Source organism: Nocardia canadensis (assembly GCF_032656385.1).
Classification (GTDB): Bacteria; Actinomycetota; Actinomycetes; order Mycobacteriales; family Mycobacteriaceae; genus Nocardia; species Nocardia canadensis.
Genome location: NZ_JAVCWB010000001.1, coordinates 66,201 through 82,383, shown reverse-complemented (window position 1 = coordinate 82,383; position 16,183 = coordinate 66,201). Strand labels below are relative to the sequence as shown.

The window sequence follows — 16,183 nt, the reverse complement described above, 5'->3', positions numbered from 1 at the left end:
ACGCCGCGCCGAGCAGGGTCAGCGCCGGCGACGCGGTAGCGCCGCGACACCGACCGCGATGACCGCGAGGACCGCGGGTGCCTGTGCCCACAGCGAGCCGCCCATGTACGTGGTCCCCGACCGCCACGTCCCGGTCGACAGCACGGCCGCCGAGATCAGCGTCCCCAGCCCCGCCACCCAGGGCGACACCTTCGCCGTCAGCACCGGCCGGTACCAGCTCCCGGCCAGCGCGAGCACCGAGCACACCGCCCCGAAGGGACCGGACACGACGGCCGCCACCCCGGTGAGCCCGATCGCGCCGATCCAGCGCGGGCCCCAGGTCCCGGGCGCCGGACCGGGATCCGGCACCGGACGCCGCCGCGGAATCGCCAGCAGCGCCAGCGGGATCAACAGCAGCAACCCGCCGAAGATGGCGAGCCGGTACCAGCGGTCGGCCGGGAACGACACGGTGATCTCCCCGGTCGTGCCCGCCGGGACGAGCCACGCCTGCTGCCACCCGTCGACGACCACCGGCGCCAACTCGCGCCCGTCGGCGGTGTGCGCCTGCCAGCCGACATTGGTGCTCAGCGGGAGCACCAGCAGCCGGGTGCCCGGATCGGCGGGTGCCGGTGCGGTCGGATCGGTACGTACGAGCCGCAGCCGGTCGACGGTGAACAGTTCGGTCGGGGCGACGGTGAGATCGGGGTGGCCGGGCAGCAGTTCGATATCGGCCGCGTCCTCGGCGCAGGCCCGCGCCGACACCGGTGCGCCGGAGCGCAGTTCGTCGGCGGTGGCGGTGATCGTGGTGTGCACGGTGCGGCCGCCGATCGCGATCACCGGTCCGTCCGCGCAGCCGATGGTGACGAGCCGGTCGCCGCCCGCGTGCGCCGGGTACTCGGGGCCGAGCACCTCCACCTCGGCGAGGCCGGGCGGCTGGGTGAGTACGAAGCCGAGCGCGGTGCGATCGAGCACCTCGTTCCAGCTCTGGATGCTGATCTCGATGCGATCGGTGACGGTGGGGTACAGCGAGATCCGCGCGGGTTCGCCGTGTTCGCGCTCGGGCAGTTCCCGCACCTGGGGCCCGTTGCCGAGATTCACCGCGACGGCGGTAGCGGTCGCGGGAAGTCCGCCGAGCGCGGTGGTGAGGTCGAGCCCGGTGACCTCGGTGGGCTCCGGAAGTTCCAGCACCAGTGTGGGTTTTGCCCCGGCGAGCCCACGGACGGTGGCCTCCGGCGCGGTCCAGGTGGTCTTCGGGTCGCCGTCGGTGGCGGCGAAGGCCGCGCCGCGCAGGTCGCCGACATCGGCCTTGCCGCGCGCCACCGGACGGGTGTGGTCGGTGAGCAGGGCCTCGAGCGCCGGGCCCGGCCGGGTGCGCACGGTCAGGTCGGTGGTGGCGGTGAGCGGTTCGGGAACGGCGAGGGTGCGGCCGAAGACGCCGGGCTCCTCGGCGGGCAGGCCGAGTCCCTTGCTGCAGTGCACCCGGTCGGGGCCGTCGAAACAGGCGCTGCGGCCGGGGAATTCCTGGCCGAGGTCCCAGCCGGTCACGGTGGTGCCGGGCGCGACGTCGGGCAGCACCACCCGGTGCCGGATGTCGACCCGCACCGGCGCGTCGCGCACGGTGTAGTCGTCGAGGGTCAGTTCGCTGATCCCGAACTGGCCACCGCTGGTGCCGGTCTCGGTCCGCGCGGCGGTGACCATGACCCAGTCGGTCTTGCCCGCGGGCAGCGGAACGGTCACCGGCGCACCGGGTTCGGCGATCCGCGCCGACACCGTGCCCCGGGAGGTACGGACTTCGACCCACTTCACCGGATCGCCCAGGGCGGCGGCGGTGGTGGTGAAACGCAGCGAGCCGGTGGTGATCGGCTTGTCCAGATCGAGCCGCAGCCACTGCCCGAGCGCGGGCTCGGCGCCGTTGCTGATCCAGGCGGTGCTCGGGTCGCCGTCGACGGCGGCGGCCGTCGAGCTGCCGGGCGCGGCGCCGCCGATCTGGGTGGCGTCGGCGGCGGAACTGGACGCGGTCACCTTCGCGCCGGACCATTCGCCCTGGACCAGGGGCGTGCCCTCGACCGGGTAGTCGGGCACCAGGTTGTGGGTGCGCCGGGCATCGTCGGCGGCGCGGACGGCGGAGTTGTGATTGTCGACCCGGCCGAAATCGGACTCGCGATCCATCGGCGTGTCGGTCAGCAGGACCGGCTTCGGCGGCAGGTCGGCGCGCGCCGCATCCGCGGTGAGAAGCACGGGGGCCGTGGGGTTTCCGGTGTCGCGCCGGATCCGTTCGAGCACTTCGGGGCCGCCCTGGACGACGGGTACCGAATCCAGCGGCACGGTGTAGGCGCCGGGGAATCCCGGCGGCGCGCCGGTCCCGCCGCGCACCTGCGCCGGGGTCCCCGGCGACGGCACCTCGACCCGGTAGATCTCGATCGCCGGGTAGGCGGGCTGGAGGTCGTTGTCGACGACCAAGCCCGCGTCCGCGGCGCGCGGCCCGATCAGCGCGCCGAATTCGGCCACCTTCGTCAGGCCCGGCGAGCCCTCGATCGCCCGGTGCGCCAGCATCGGCCGGGTCGAGCGGGAGGTCTCGGGGTCGAGGTCGTTGCGCAGCACCAGGACGCCGATGCCCTGGTCGGCGAGGGTGGCGGCCAGCCCGGTCGACGGTCTGCCGTCGGCGATGAGCCGCTGCACCGAATCCATCGCGCGGATGGTGCCCGGCGGATTCAGCGGGACCGAATCGCGCACGGCCCAGGGGGTACTGGCCAGCGCCTGCAACGGTTCGTCGCGGGTCAGCCCCCAGATCTGGCTGCCGAACGGCGCGCCGGGCACGACGAGCGCACGGGTGTCGGCGGCGTTGTCCGCCAGCCACTCGGCGGTGTCGGTCCAGTACGCGGGCACCCGGTCGTAGGCGCCGCGCGGCGCGAGCTTGCCGGTCCAGGCCAGCGAGGTGGCCAGGGTGAGCGCGGCCAGGATCAGCGCCGCGACCGCGACGATGCGGTCGCGTTCCGGATGCGCGAAGCTGTTGCGCCACTCGCGCAGCGGCACCGAGGCGGGCAGCGGCACCCGGCCGAGCAGATGGGCGAGCCCGACCACCAGCGGCAGCCGGATCAGCGGTTCCAGCTTGTGCACATTGCGCAGCGGCGCGCCGCCGGAGTCGAGGAACACCCGCACCGACTCGGCGAACGGACCACCGAGTTCGCCGACGTAGCCCGCGCAGATGCCGGCGAGCCCGACCAGCAGGATCAACGTGAACCGGCCCCGGTAGGGCATGGCCGACCTGGCCAGTCCGGCCATGCCGGCCGCCGCGAGCAGCCCGGTCGCCAGCACCGCGGCGGGCTGGGTGACCAGCACCGCGCCCGCGATGCGTTCCGGCGAGACGAACGGGGTCCAGCTGTCGGTGCCGCGCAGCACCTCGCTCAGCGAGGCCCACTGCGTCGTCACCCCCGAGGACTCGATGTAGTCGAGGAACGGCGGGCTCACCTTGCCGAGCAGCAGCAGCGGCACGACCCACCAGAAGGTCGCCAGCACCAGCAGCGGAATCCACGCGGCCGTGAACCGCCACCAGCGCCGATTCGGCCGGTAGGAGGCCCACCAGAGCGCGGCGGGCAGGAACGCGGCCACGGTCGCGACGGCGTTCACCGAGCCCATCAGGGCCAGCGCGAGGGCGCTACCGGCCGGGGAGAGCGCCCCGCCGCGCCGAATCCTGCGCACCGCGACCCCGAGGGCGGCCGGCGCCAGCAGCACCCACGGCGCCAGCATCATCGGCAGCGTCTCCGAGGAGATCGAGCCGAGCGTGGTGAGCACCCGCGGCGACAGCGCGAACGCGATACCGGCGATCACCCGCGAACCGCGCGCGCCGATTCCCAGCGTCTCGCACAGCTTGACGATGCCCCAGAACCCGGCCAGCAGCAGCAGCGCCCACCAGAGGCGTTGAGTCACCCAGGCGGGCAGGTGCAGCAGATGACCGGCGGAGAAGAAGGTGCCGTGCGGGAAGAAGTAGCCGTAGGCCTGGTTCTGCACCTGGCCCATCGGAGCTTGACTGCTCCACAGGTGCGACGCCCGTGCGAGGAACCCCAGCGGGTTCTGGGCGAGGTCGTACTTGGTGTCCGCGACGGTGAGCCCTGGCGCCTGCGCGAATGTCAGGACGAAGGCGGCTACGACCGTGCCGACGAACCAGCGCCAACCCAGTGGAGCCGTGTCCGGGTGCCCCGCTAGGGGGCGTGACGCGCGGGCGTCGGACTCAGCGGCTGCCGTATTCAGGAGCGTTGAGCAGCGAGGAATCCTTGTCACCGCTGCGGTCGATCTCCGGCGCCGTGTTCTGCTGCACCGCGGCCGTGATCGCGAAGACGGCGATTGCGCTCAGCAGGGCGCCGCCGACCGCGCTGGCAACAGCCGGAACAGCAAACTTCATCGCGCACTCCAATACGCTCGACGTCGGGGTGGTACTTCGGCCAACCTAGCAGGTGTCACCCGTCAGGTCAGTGTTCGGGCACGCCGCAACGCAGCGCGCCGAGCAGTGTGCGGAATTTGGCGGTGGTCTCGGCGAGCTCGGCCGCCGGATCCGACGCCGCCACGATCCCGCCGCCCGCGCTCGCGCGCAGGGTGCGCCCGTCGGCCGCGAGCTCGGCGCCACGGATCGCGACCACCCATTCGCCGTCGCCGTCGTCGGCGCACCAGCCGACCGCCCCGCCGTAGAAGCCGCGGCGCGGCTCGTCGGCGGTGATCGCGGCGAGCGCGGCGGCGAACGGCGTCCCGTTGACCGCGGGTGTCGGATGCAGCAGCAGCGCCAGGTCGAGCGCGGTGGTCGCCGGGTCGCGCAGCACGCCGTGGATCGGGGTGGCCAGGTGCCAGACCTGTTCGGTGCTCAGCAGTTCGGGCGCGTCGGGGATGTGCAGCTCGCGGCAGACCGGGGTCAGCTGCTGCCGGATCCACTCGATCACGTAGCCGTGCTCGTCGTGGTTCTTGGTGCTGGACAACAGCTCCCGGGCCTGGGCCGCGTCGGCCCGCGGATCGGCGAGGCGGGGCAGGGTGCCCGCCAGCGGATGCAGGCTGACGCGGGTGCCGTGCCGCGCGACGAGCACCTCCGGCGTCGCGCCGAGCAGCGTCTCGCCCGGTCGGCCCGCGGCCGTCAGATCCACCGCGTAGACATTGGCGTTCGGATGCCGGGTCAGCAGCTGACCGGCGACGACCTCCGGTTCCAGCGGCGCGTCGGCCTCGATCAGCAGGGTCCGCGCGGCGACCACCTTGCGCAGCTCGGTGCCGGGATCCCCGAGCTGTTCGATCAGCTTGGTCACCCGCGCCACGTGTTCGGCCGCGCTGGGTAGTTCGGCGACGACGCGGACCGCGGGCAGTTCCGGCAGCGCGGCGGGCCGCCACGGTCCGGCCGTGTGCAGTGCGGTCTCGGGCTGCCACAGCGCCGCGGGCTCGCCCGGATCGAACGGCAGCGCGCCGATGATCAGCCGCGGACCGGCTCCGCTGCCGGGCGAGGTCCACCGGCGCAGCGCGTCGACGGCCTGTCGCGGGTCGGGGTAGCTCGCGCGCACCCCCGCCGCGCGCAGCACCCCGTCGGGGCGGGCCAGCAGGAATCGGTTCATGGTGCTTCGACCATAGCTTCGCCGACTGTGCCCCGGAACCGGGGAGCGATCGAACTCTCAGTGCTCGGGCGGCACCAGCAACACCGGCCGGTGTCCGTGCTTGAGCACCGCCTCGGCCACGCTGCTGTGCAGCAGCGCGCGCAGTCCGGTGGCGCCGCGGGTACCGGCGACGATGATGTCGACGTCGAGCTCGTCGGCGCAGTCCACGATCGCGTTCCAGATCGTGGTCGTGCACTCGACGGTGCGCGGTTCGGCGTCGATCCCGGCCAGTTTCGCCAGGTGCACGCCCTCGGCGTTGATCTTGCGGGCATCGGTGTAGGCGATGTCCTCGATCTCCTCGTCGGGCACCCAGTCCGGTTGCATCACCCCGGCCAGCCCGGAGATGCGGGCGGCCTGGCGCACCATGGGTTCCCAGGCGGTGAGCAGGATCGCGCGCTCGGCGGTGAGGAAGCGGCCCGCGTACTCGATGGCCCGCTTGGCGTGTTCGGAACCGTCGTAGGCGATGAGCATCCGATCGCAAGCCATGACGACCTCCTGCGCTGGTACAGCGTCTTGTGCAGTCAGGTTACCCCCGCTGCGCGAGGTTCAATCCGGATCCGGTGCCGCGGGTCGCGCGGGAACGGGGCTACCGTGGAGCGCATGCGGAAATCGCCTGTGGTCGTGTTCGCAGTCCTGGCCGCCGTCGCCACCGCCTGTTCGGGAGGATCGTCGACCGAGACGACCCCCGCGGCGAGCAGCAGCGGCGCTCCCGCCTCGGCGCAAAGCACCGACGCGACGTCGCCCGTGACGGGCACGCCCGCGCAATCCGCTTGCGGCGCCGACTATCTCGCGAAACTCACCCAGCGGGAGAAACTCGCGCAGCTGCTGACGGTCGGCATCACCGGCGCGGCCGACGCCACGAACGTGGTGAGCACCGAGCAGGTCGGCGGCATCTTCATCGGCAGCTGGACCGATCCCGGCCTGCTGAACGACACTCAGTTGGACGCGGTGAAGGCGCTGGCCAAGGCGCCGCTGATGGTGACCATCGACGAGGAGGGCGGGCGGGTCTCGCGCGCCAAGAACCTCATCGGCGTCGCGCCCTCGGCCAGGGAGATCGCGCAGACCCAGACGCCCGAGCAGCACTACCAGAACACGCTGGTCAGGTCGAAGGCCCTGAAGGACCTCGGTGTCACCGTCGACTTCGCCCCCGACGTCGATGTGAGCAGCCAGCCCGCCGACAGCGTCATCGGCGACCGCTCCTACAGCGACGACCCCCAGGTCGTCACCGAGTTCGCGGGCGCCTACATCCGCGCCTCGAACGAGGTCGGCCTCGGCGCGGTCATGAAGCACTTCCCCGGCCACGGCTCGGGGTCCGGCGACTCGCACACCGGCGCGGTCCGAACCCCGCCGCTGTCGGAGCTGCAGAACAAGGACCTGGTCCCGTTCCGGAACCTGGTGAACTCCGGCGCGGCCGTGATGGTGGGCCACCTCGACGTGCCCGGCCTGACCGAGCCCGACGTCCCCGCCAGCATCAGCCCGGCCGTGATGTCGCTGCTGCGCGAGGGCACCGGCTACGGCGCGCCGCCGTTCGACGGACCGATCTTCACCGACGATCTCGGCGGGATGGCGGCCATCACCGCCCGCATGTCGATCGCCGACGCGGTGGAGGCGGCGCTGGTCGCCGGCGCCGACAATGCCCTGTGGATCAGTACCGACGCGGTGCCCCAGGTGCTCGACCGTTTGGAACAGTCGGTGGCGAGTGGCAAACTGCCCGCCGACCGGGTCGACGCCTCCGTGCTGCGGATGGCGCGCTACAAGGGCGCACCGCTGGGCTGCTGAGGCAGCCCGGCGACTGTGCGGCAAATGGGCACGGGTGAACTTACCTTGGAGTAATATAGGGGTTCACCCTGCGGTAGGAGAGTGGATGGCGGGCGGAACGAAGCGACTTCCCCGGGCGGTTCGTGAGCAGCAGATGCTCGACGCCGCCGTCGAGGTATTCGCACGCAAGGGCTTCCACGACACCTCGATGGACGCCATCGCCGCCGAGGCGAAAATCTCCAAGCCCATGCTCTACCTGTATTACGGCTCCAAGGACGAGTTGTTCCGGGCCTGCATCCAGCGCGAGGGCCTGCGCTTCATCGAGGCCGTCGCGCCGGCGGGCAACCCGCAACTCACCCCGCACGAGCAGGTGCGCACGGCGCTGGAGGGCTTCCTCGATTTCGTCGATCGCAATCGGCAGTCGTGGCAGGTGCTCTACCGGCAGGCAATCGGTCAGCAAGCTTTCGCGTCCGAGATCGACAACGCGCGCGAGCGCGTCATCGAGCTCACCGCCAAACTGCTCGAGTCCAGTGCCAAGCACGCCGATCCCGGCACCAATTTCGAGGTCGTCGCGGCCGCGGTGATCGGGGCGGGCGAGGCGATCGCCGACCGGGTCGCCGGCGGGCGGATCGAAGTGGCCGAGGCCGTCGATCTCCTCGACGATCTGGCCTGGCGCGGTCTGGCCGGTCGCAAGAAGGCCGAGTAGCGCGCCACCGGTTGCCCGCGCCGCGCCGACCTGCCATCGTGCTCGGCGAGAGGATTCACGACAGACGGGGTGGCAGTGTTCGGTGTGTTGAAGCCGTGTGCGCACGGCGCGGCGAAATACGGCATCGATCCGGGGCAGTGGCAGGCGCACATGTGTGGGCTGTGCCTGGGACTGCGCGACGGACACGGTCAACTGGCCCGCGCGGCGACCAACACCGACGCCATCGTGCTCAGCGTGCTCACCGAGGCGCAGACCGGCGACGCGGGCGCGCGCACGACCGCGGGCCCCTGCCCCCTGCGCGGGATGCGCCGCGCCTCCGTCGTCGCGGCGAACGCGCCGGGCGTGCAGCTGGCCGCCACCGCCTCACTGCTGTTGGGAGCGGCCAAGATTCGCGACCACGTCGACGACGGTGACGCCGGTCGACTCGCTCGCCCGCCGATGCGCCGGGTCTCCGGCAAGTGGTCGGCGGCGGCGCGGGCGCAGGCCGACCTGATCGGACTCGACATCGGGCCGCTGGTCACCGCGATCGACAGCCAGCCTGCGCTGGAGGCACTGGCCGAGGGCGGCGGCCCTGCTGGCGCTGCGGGTTTCGGTGCGCTGCCCCGATCCGCCGTCGACCCGATCGTCACGACGCTTGGCGACGAGTCGCGTGTCCCGCCGATCACGCTCGATCAGCTGACCGGCCCGACCCAGCTCTGCGCCGCCACCCTCTTCGGTCACACCGCGACCCTGGCCGGTCGCCCCGACAACGTCGCGGCACTGGAGGAGATCGGCCGCCATGTCGGCCGCATCGCTCACCTCGCCGACGCCATCGAGGACCTCGAACGCGATCGCCTGCGCGGCCGTTTCAACCCGCTCGAGGCCACCGGCACCGATCTGCCCCGCGCCTATGATCTGCTGCGCGAGAGCGAATCCCGCGTCCGCGCGGCCGCCGCCGAGACGAAGCTCGACCAGCTGCCCACCGTCCGCTGGGCCCTGCTCGACCCGCTGTCGGCGCTGCTGCGCAGGCTGGGCCAGGGCCTCGGCCTGGCCGTCGGCCATGTCTGCCGCACGTCGCCCACCGCGCGACAGCACGCGCCGTATCAGTTCCCGTCCCCGCCGGGGCGCCGCCCGAACCGGCCCGGTCCGCTCAAGGCGGGCGGGCTGATCCTGGGCGTCTACTGCACCGGTGTGGCCTGCTGTGTCGACCACACCAGCCCGTGCACCGGCGAGCAGAAGGACGCCTGGGCCAAGCACTGCGATTGCGGCGACTGCTGCGATTGCGGAGACTGTTGCGGCAACTGCTGCGGTGAGGACTGCGGCTGCGGCGACTGCTGCAGCTGCGACTGCAACTGCTAGGAAACCCTCACTCGCACTTCACGATCGGGATCGGGTCGTACTTCACGGTCCGGGTGTGCCGCGACACCTGGGCGCCGGTCTTGCGATCGGTGATCACCCGGGTGTCGGAGATGGTGAAGCCGGGCGCGCCCTCGGAGGCGATGCAGTCCTTGCCCTTGGGCAGGGTGATCTCCTGCGGCTCGGTCGGTTTCGACTTCTCGCCGGTGATCGACTCCACGTCGACGGTCTTGGTGCCCCACAGGCGCACGGTGATGTCCGAGCCCGTCGCGACCGTCTGGATGTAGATGCCGGTCGCGGTGTTGTTGCGGAACGCCAGGTCGATCGCCCCGTCGAACACGGTGGCTTCGCGCGCCGCCGGGTACCGCGAGATGTAGTAGCTGTGCTCGGTGTGACCCGCGTCCTCCATACCGGCGAAGTAAGCGGCGTTGTACAGCGTGGTGGCGAACTGGCTGATGCCGCCGCCGACCGCGGTGCTCGGCCTGCCCTTGTCGATGATGCCGGACTCGACATACCCCTCCGCGGCGGTGCGCGGTCCGGTGAACTCGTTGAGCGAGAAGGTATCTCCCGGCTTCACCACCGCGCCGTCGACCTTGGCGGCGACGGTGCGGATGTTCACCCCGGACGGGCCGCTGAAGCCGCCGGTGGTGAACTGGCCGACCATCTCGGTGATGCCAAGCGCGTTGGCGGCGTCGGTGGTGAGCTTCGGCTCGATCCGCTGGTACACCGCCTCGGTGGTGCGGTTGCCGGTGGCGGTGAGCAGCGCGGGCAGCTTCTCCAGCGTCTTGGGCCAGTCGACCTTGTTGCCCACCACGGCGGGCACCACCGTCGGCTTGCCCGCGCCGACGGTGAAGGTGGCGTCCTTGGGCTCCACCTCCGAGGTCGCCAATTGTGGTGCGAGCAGGGCGATCGCGGCGTCGTTGTCGATCTTGGGCGCCAGACCGCCGTTGCCGTCGGGCACGAAGGTGAGCACGCGGGCGATCTGCTCCGGCGTGAGCACGGCGCGAATGTCCTTGCCGCTCACCGTGATCGGCGCGGAAATCGCCGGAGTGGCGATATCGCGCAGTGCGGCCTGCACGGCCTCGGTCCGCACCGCGACGGGTGCGGCCACCACCGGCAGGTCCAGTTCGCTGCTCGACGCCCAGCGTTCGGTGATCGTGGTGCGCGCGGCGGCGGTGTCGAGCACGCGGCCGGGCACCGGCGCGACCGCGACCGGCCTGCCGTTGTCGAACCGCACCGTGCCCTCGACGGTCGGGTTGTCGTGGACCTGGAAACCGGCCACCTGCTGATCCAGCGCCGCCGCGTCCACGGTGCTGACCACCTGGACGTCGCGGGTGCCGAACAGCGAGATCAGCCGGCGCACCGGGTTGAGCGGCTGGTCGCCGACGGCGTCCCAGGTGCCGTCCCAGTTCACCTGGAGCCCGGCAACGGCCGGTACCAGGCTGGCCTGCACGTCGCCGATCCGGACCGGGAGCGGGCGTTCGGCCCTCGGCCCGAGCTCGTCGTGGAGTAAGGCGTTCGCCTCGGCTTTGTCCATACCGCCGATGTCGACCCCGGCGACGACGGTGCCGCGCGGCACCTCGCCGATGCTCAGGGCCAGGTCGGCCAGGTAGGCGGCGGCGCCGACGGCGAACACGGCGCCGACGGCGATACCGATGCGCTTGGCCAGCTGTGGGGTGCCGGAGCCGGTCGGCGGCTGCGGGCCCGCCGGAGCGGGCGCGGGCGCGGGCGACCAGCCGTCACGGGTCACGGTGGCTAGGGGCTGGGTGGGCAGGGCGGCGGTGACGTCGGCATCGAAAGTGCGATTTGCTTCGAGCAGCTTGCGTAGTCCGACCTCGCCCCTTGGTCGGTCGGCCGGTCCGCCGACGTTCGACTCGCTGGGCACGGAGGTCCTTCCGTTGGGTGGTATGGCGTCGTCCTGGATCAGGTGCGCCCGGCCCCAGGTGTTTGCGGGGCCTCGGCCAAGGGTAATGGTGTTCGTCGCCCTCGGCACCCTGGCAACAGTGGATGGACAGCAGGAAGGCTCCGCGTAGTTGCCGGGTCGGGGGTCTGGCAACTACACGGAGCCGATCTGTTTATCGGCGTCCGTTCCGAGGCGTTACAGCCGTTTTTCCGAGCATTTACCGCGGCCCGCCCTGCGGCTGCGCGCGCTCGCGCGAGACAATCGCACGTGAGACTCGACACCAGGTAGTGCGCACAACGAGGGAGAACTGATGCAGCTGGGAATGATCGGCCTCGGCCGGATGGGTGCCAACATCGTGCGCCGCATCGTGCGCGACGGGAACACCGCGATCGGTCACGAACGCCATCAGGGCCACATCGACGAACTCAAGGCCGAGCTCGGCGACAGCTTCGACGGCAGCACCGACCTGAAGGAGTTCGTCGCCATGCTCGACGCCCCGCGCGTCGTCTGGGTGATGATCCCGGCGGGCGCGACCGGCGCCGCCATCGACTCGCTGGCCGAGCTGCTCGAGCCGGGCGACATCATCATCGACGGCGGTAACAGCCGCTACCACGAGGACATCAAGCGCGCGAAGGCGTTGGCGCCCAAGGGCATCCACTACCTCGATATCGGCACCTCCGGTGGCGTGTTCGGTCTGGAGCGTGGTTTCTGCCTGATGATCGGCGGCGAGGCCGAGCAGGTGAAGTACCTCGAGCCGCTGTTCGAGTCGATCGCTCCCGGCGTCGACGCCGCTCCGCGCACCCCCGGCCGCACCGGCGAGCCGACCCCGGCCGAGCAGGGCTGGCTGCACTGCGGTCCGGCCGGCGCGGGCCACTTCGTGAAGATGGTCCACAACGGTATCGAGTACGGCGCGATGGCCGCCTACGCCGAGGGCCTGAACATTCTCCAGCACGCCAACGTGGGCGCCGCGCACGGCGACGGCGAGCACTCGGCCGAGGAGACTCCGCTCGAGCACCCCGAGTACTACCGGTACGACCTGGACATCCCGGACATCACCGAGGTGTGGCGCCGCGGCTCGGTCGTCGCGTCGTGGCTGCTCGACCTCACCGCGAGCGCCCTGTACGCCGACCCGAACCTGGACGGGTACAGCGGTCGCGTCTCGGACTCCGGCGAGGGCCGCTGGACGATCGACGCCGCCATCGACACCGCCGTGCCGGTCCCGGTGCTGTCGGCGGCCCTGTTCCAGCGCTTCTCCTCGCGCGGCGAGGCGCTCTACGCCGACAAGATGCTCTCGGCCATGCGTAAGGCGTTCGGCGGCCACAACGAGCTGCCGGGGAAGTAGTCCGTATAGCGGGATTGACACCCGCTCACCGGCCGTCCGGCGCTCCGGCGGGCGGCCGGTGAGCGGTTTTCGGGTCGGTTCGCCGATGCCGAAAAATCTCGGATGCTACCCCCGACGACCCCGCCTCGAGAGTGAAACGATAATCTTCCACAAATATGAGAACACGTTCTTGTTTTCCAGGACAACCGTCCAGTCCACCGGATACCTTCTGGTCAGAGGGGGATAGACCACTCGATGAGGAATTCGTCCCGGCCGACTTCGCCGGGGCTTGGAGGAAAATCATGATCCGGACTTCGCGTATCGCCGCGGGCGTCGCCACCACCGCTCTGGTCGTCGCCGGTGTCGGTGTCGCTCTCGGTTCCGGCACCGCCGCCGCGGCGGGCTCCTGCTCGATCAGCAGCCACGCCGAGAAGCGTGACGCCAGCACTGTCGGCATCACGCACGTCTACGACAAGACCGCCAGCGCCGAGCAGATCGGCGTCGGCACCTCGGTCACCTACAAGGTCGTCGTCGGCACCACAGGGATCGGCAACCCCTACGTCAACACCATCACCGACTTCCCGCCGGTCGGCTTCGGCGCCCCGACCAAGACCACCATCACCGCCTACCACGCGATCGGCGGCCAGGTCACCGAGGACGTCACCCCCGAACCGAACGCGGGCGGCTGGAAGGTCACCAGCACCGGCTGGTTCGTCAACTCCGGCAACCCGGTCACCCTGACCATCACCTACCCGGTGCCCGACAGCGTGAAGTCCGGTGACCAGGTCACCAGCGGTGGCGTCGGCGTCGCGGGCACCGTGGGTGTCAGCAACGAGATGCCGGGCCTGACCGCCTGCTTCACCGCGCGCGGCGCGAACGCGGGCGAGACCGTGATCGGCAGCCTCGGCGACAACGGCCTCGGCTCCTCCGACGGTCAGCTGAGCTCCACCGGCTCGCTCAGCGACGTCATCTCCGACGTGCTGCGCAATCTGATCGGTAGCTGATCGCGTAGCACCTGGTCGCCGGGACGGTCTCGCGCTGCCGTCCCGGCGCTCTGGGTTCGCCACCGCCCCATCTGTAGTGAGGATTCATGTTCGTGTTCACCCGTTCCCGTGCGGTCGCGGTGTCGGCCATGGCGCTGGTGCTGCTCTCGGTCGCCTCCGTCGGCACCGCGGGCGCCGACGGTTCCCGGCTCGACCACATCGAGCGGCCCGGGCAACGGCAGCAGACGCTGCATGTGTACTCGGCGGCCATGGACCGGGTGATCCCGCTGCAGGTCATCACCGCGCACGACACCAGCGTCCCGCGGCCGACGCTGTACCTGCTCAACGGCGCCGGCGGCGGTGAGGACCGGGCGAACTGGTACAACCAGACCGATATCGTGCAGTTCTTCGCCGACAAGAACGTCAACGTGGTCACGCCCGCCGCGGGCAAGTTCTCCTACTACACCGACTGGCAGCGCGACGATCCCAAACTCGGCCGCAACAAGTGGCAGACCTTCCTGACCGAGGAGTTGCCGCCGATCATCGACGACACGTTGCATACCAGCGGCGTCAATGCCATTGCCGGACTGTCGATGTCGGCCACCGCGGTGCTGAACCTGGCCATCGCGGCACCCGATCGCTACCGCGCCGTCGGCGCCTACAGCGGCTGCGCCCAGGTCGCCGACCCGATCGGGCGCGCCTACGTCGACGTGGTCTTCGCCCGCGCCGGTGCCGATCCCGCCAATATGTGGGGCGCCCCCGGCGACCCCGCCTGGCAGGCCAACGACCCGTACCTCAACGCGGAACGCCTGCGCGGCAAGGCCATCTACCTCTCCAGCGCGACCGGCCTGCCCGGCGTCGCCGAAACCCTCCCGGCCGGCGCGAACCCCGGCAAGGTCATCGGCATGACCGACCAGATCCTGCTCGGCGGCGCCATCGAGGCCGCGGCCAACCTCTGCACCCAGCGGCTGGCGGCCCGCCTCCAGGAACTGAACATCCCCGCCCAGACCGAATTCCGGGCCGCGGGCACCCACACCTGGAAGTACTGGGAACAGGATCTGCACAACTCCTGGCCGATGATCGCCGAAGCGATCGGCGCGTCCTGACCGCCGCCGCGGAATGAGCGACGGCGGGTGGTTTCCGATTCCGRAAMCCMCCCGCCGTCGTCGTCCTCGGTCCGGGACTAGCGCTCGATGATCGCCACGACGCCCTGGCCGCCCGCGGCGCAGATGGAGATCAGCGCGCGGCCGGAGCCCTTCTCCGCCAGCATCTTCGCGGTGGAGGCCACGATGCGGCCGCCGGTGGCGGCGAACGGGTGGCCCGCGGCGAGCGAGGAGCCGTTGACGTTGAGCTTGCTGCGGTCGATCGAGCCGAGCGCGCCGTCCAGGCCCAGCCGCTCCTTGCAGTAGGCGTCGGACTCCCACGCGGCCAGCGTGGAGAGCACCACGGAGGCGAAGGCCTCGTGGATCTCGTAGTAGTCGAAGTCCTGCAGGGTCAGGCCGTTGCGGGCCAGCAGGCGCGGCACCGCGTAGGTGGGCGCCATCAGCAGGCCGTCGGGGCCGTGGATGTAGTCCACCGAGGCGACCTCGGAGTCCACCAGGTGCGCGAGCACCGGCAGGTTGCGCTGCGCGGCCCACTCCTCGCTCGACAGCAGCACCGCCGAGGCGCCGTCGGTCAGCGGGGTCGAGTTGCCCGCGGTCATGGTGGCGTCGCCCAGCTTGGTGCCGAAGACCGGCTTCAGGGTGGCCAGCTTCTCCACGGTCGAGCCGGGACGCAGGTTGTCGTCGCGGGTCAGGCCCAGGAACGGGGTGATCAGGTCGTCGAAGAAGCCACGGTCGTAGGCGGCGGCCATGTTCTTGTGCGAGAGGTAGGCCAGCTCGTCCTGCGCCTCGCGGGCGATGCCGAACTCCTTGGCGGTGATGGCGGCGTGCTCACCCATCGACAGCCCGGTCCGCGGCTCGGCGTTGCGCGGGATCTCGATGCCCAGCATCGACGGCCGCAGCTGGCCGACCAGCTTGAGCCGGTCCTTGTTGGTCTTGGCGCGGTTGGCGGTGAGCATCCACTCCCGCATGTCCTCGCTGACGCCGATCGGCGCGTCGGAGGTGGTGTCGGCGCCGCCGCCGATGCCCGACTCGATCCGGCCGAGGGCGATCGCGTCGCCGACGGTGACGATCGACTGCAGGCCGGTGCCACAGGCGAGCTGCAGGTCGTGGGCCGGGGTGTAGGGCGAGAGCTTGGAGCCGAGCACGCTCTCCCGGATCAGGCTGTGCTCGCCGACGCGCTTGAGCACCGCGCCGCCGACGACCATGCCGAGGCGCTCGCCCTGCAGGCCGAATCGGCTGACCAGCCCGTCCAGGGTGGCGGTGAACATGTCCTGGTTGGACGCGTGCGCGTAGGCCTTGTCGGAGCGAGCGAACGGGATGCGGTTACCACCAACGATCGCGACCGGGCGCTGGGTCTTCGCGGTCTTGGCGGTGTTGGCCTTGGCCGTCGCCGAGCGGGCTTTGCTTGTCACTCGAGTTCTCCATGGTCTCGTCGGTTCCGGGTACGCCGGGCGTATCGGTTTACATTAAACTT

Annotated in this window: 12 protein-coding genes; 6 read left to right on the top strand and 6 right to left on the bottom strand. The window is 71.1% G+C overall.

Going from position 1 to position 16,183, the window contains the following annotated elements; genetic code table 11:
* Positions 1-18: 18 nt before the first annotated feature.
* The 4 genes from Q7X29_RS00365 to Q7X29_RS00350 form a co-directional block, all read right to left on the bottom strand.
* Positions 19-4,227: an alpha-(1->3)-arabinofuranosyltransferase gene (locus tag Q7X29_RS00365; RefSeq protein ID WP_394358652.1), complete on the bottom strand. Its 4,209-nt coding sequence runs from the start codon at positions 4,225-4,227 to the stop codon at positions 19-21.
* On the bottom strand, positions 4,208-4,378 hold the full coding sequence (locus tag Q7X29_RS00360; RefSeq protein WP_218716029.1) for a DUF2613 domain-containing protein: 171 nt from the start codon (positions 4,376-4,378) through the stop codon (positions 4,208-4,210). Before Q7X29_RS00360 ends, Q7X29_RS00365 begins: the two co-directional genes overlap by 20 nt.
* 67 nt (positions 4,379-4,445) lie before the next feature.
* Entirely contained in the window at positions 4,446-5,561 is a 1,116-nt protein-coding gene (locus Q7X29_RS00355) for an isochorismate synthase (protein ID WP_316572994.1), read from the bottom strand.
* Positions 5,562-5,618: 57 nt separating this feature from the next.
* Positions 5,619-6,086 (bottom strand): universal stress protein, encoded by a 468-nt coding sequence (locus tag Q7X29_RS00350; RefSeq protein ID WP_218716027.1) that lies wholly within the window; start codon positions 6,084-6,086, stop codon positions 5,619-5,621.
* A 114-nt stretch (positions 6,087-6,200) separates the two neighbouring features.
* Between Q7X29_RS00350 and Q7X29_RS00345 the strand changes: the two genes are divergently transcribed.
* From Q7X29_RS00345 to Q7X29_RS00335, 3 genes are all read left to right on the top strand, one after another.
* On the top strand, positions 6,201-7,379 hold the full coding sequence (locus tag Q7X29_RS00345; RefSeq protein WP_316572993.1) for a glycoside hydrolase family 3 N-terminal domain-containing protein: 1,179 nt from the start codon (positions 6,201-6,203) through the stop codon (positions 7,377-7,379).
* 85 nt (positions 7,380-7,464) lie between these two features.
* Positions 7,465-8,064 carry a TetR/AcrR family transcriptional regulator gene (locus Q7X29_RS00340; RefSeq protein ID WP_218716025.1) on the top strand — a complete coding sequence of 200 codons (600 nt, stop codon included), beginning with the start codon at positions 7,465-7,467 and terminating at the stop codon, positions 8,062-8,064.
* A gap of 69 nt (positions 8,065-8,133) precedes the next feature.
* On the top strand, positions 8,134-9,402 hold the full coding sequence (locus Q7X29_RS00335; RefSeq protein WP_316572992.1) for a DUF5685 family protein: 1,269 nt from the start codon (positions 8,134-8,136) through the stop codon (positions 9,400-9,402).
* A gap of 7 nt (positions 9,403-9,409) precedes the next feature.
* Here Q7X29_RS00335 and Q7X29_RS00330 read toward each other — a convergent pair whose 3' ends face one another.
* The gene (locus Q7X29_RS00330) at positions 9,410-11,284 is read right to left on the bottom strand and encodes a VanW family protein (RefSeq protein ID WP_316572991.1); all 1,875 of its coding nucleotides are present in this window, start codon (positions 11,282-11,284) and stop codon (positions 9,410-9,412) included.
* Positions 11,285-11,612: 328 nt separating this feature from the next.
* Here Q7X29_RS00330 and gnd point away from each other — a divergent pair, with 328 nt between their 5' ends.
* From gnd to Q7X29_RS00315, 3 genes are all read left to right on the top strand, one after another.
* Positions 11,613-12,644, top strand: a complete 1,032-nt coding sequence (gene gnd, locus Q7X29_RS00325; RefSeq protein WP_218716023.1) for a phosphogluconate dehydrogenase (NAD(+)-dependent, decarboxylating) — start codon at positions 11,613-11,615, stop codon at positions 12,642-12,644.
* Between the two features lie 281 nt (positions 12,645-12,925).
* A complete protein-coding gene (locus Q7X29_RS00320) occupies positions 12,926-13,627 on the top strand; it encodes a hypothetical protein (protein WP_316572990.1) in 702 nt (233 codons plus the stop codon).
* 86 nt (positions 13,628-13,713) lie between these two features.
* A complete protein-coding gene (locus tag Q7X29_RS00315; protein WP_218715996.1) occupies positions 13,714-14,712 on the top strand; it encodes an alpha/beta hydrolase in 999 nt (332 codons plus the stop codon).
* Positions 14,713-14,789: 77 nt separating this feature from the next.
* Here the strand turns inward: Q7X29_RS00315 and Q7X29_RS00310 are convergent, their stop codons facing one another.
* Entirely contained in the window at positions 14,790-16,121 is a 1,332-nt protein-coding gene (locus Q7X29_RS00310; RefSeq protein ID WP_316572989.1) for an acetyl-CoA C-acetyltransferase, read from the bottom strand.
* Positions 16,122-16,183: the final 62 nt, after the last annotated feature.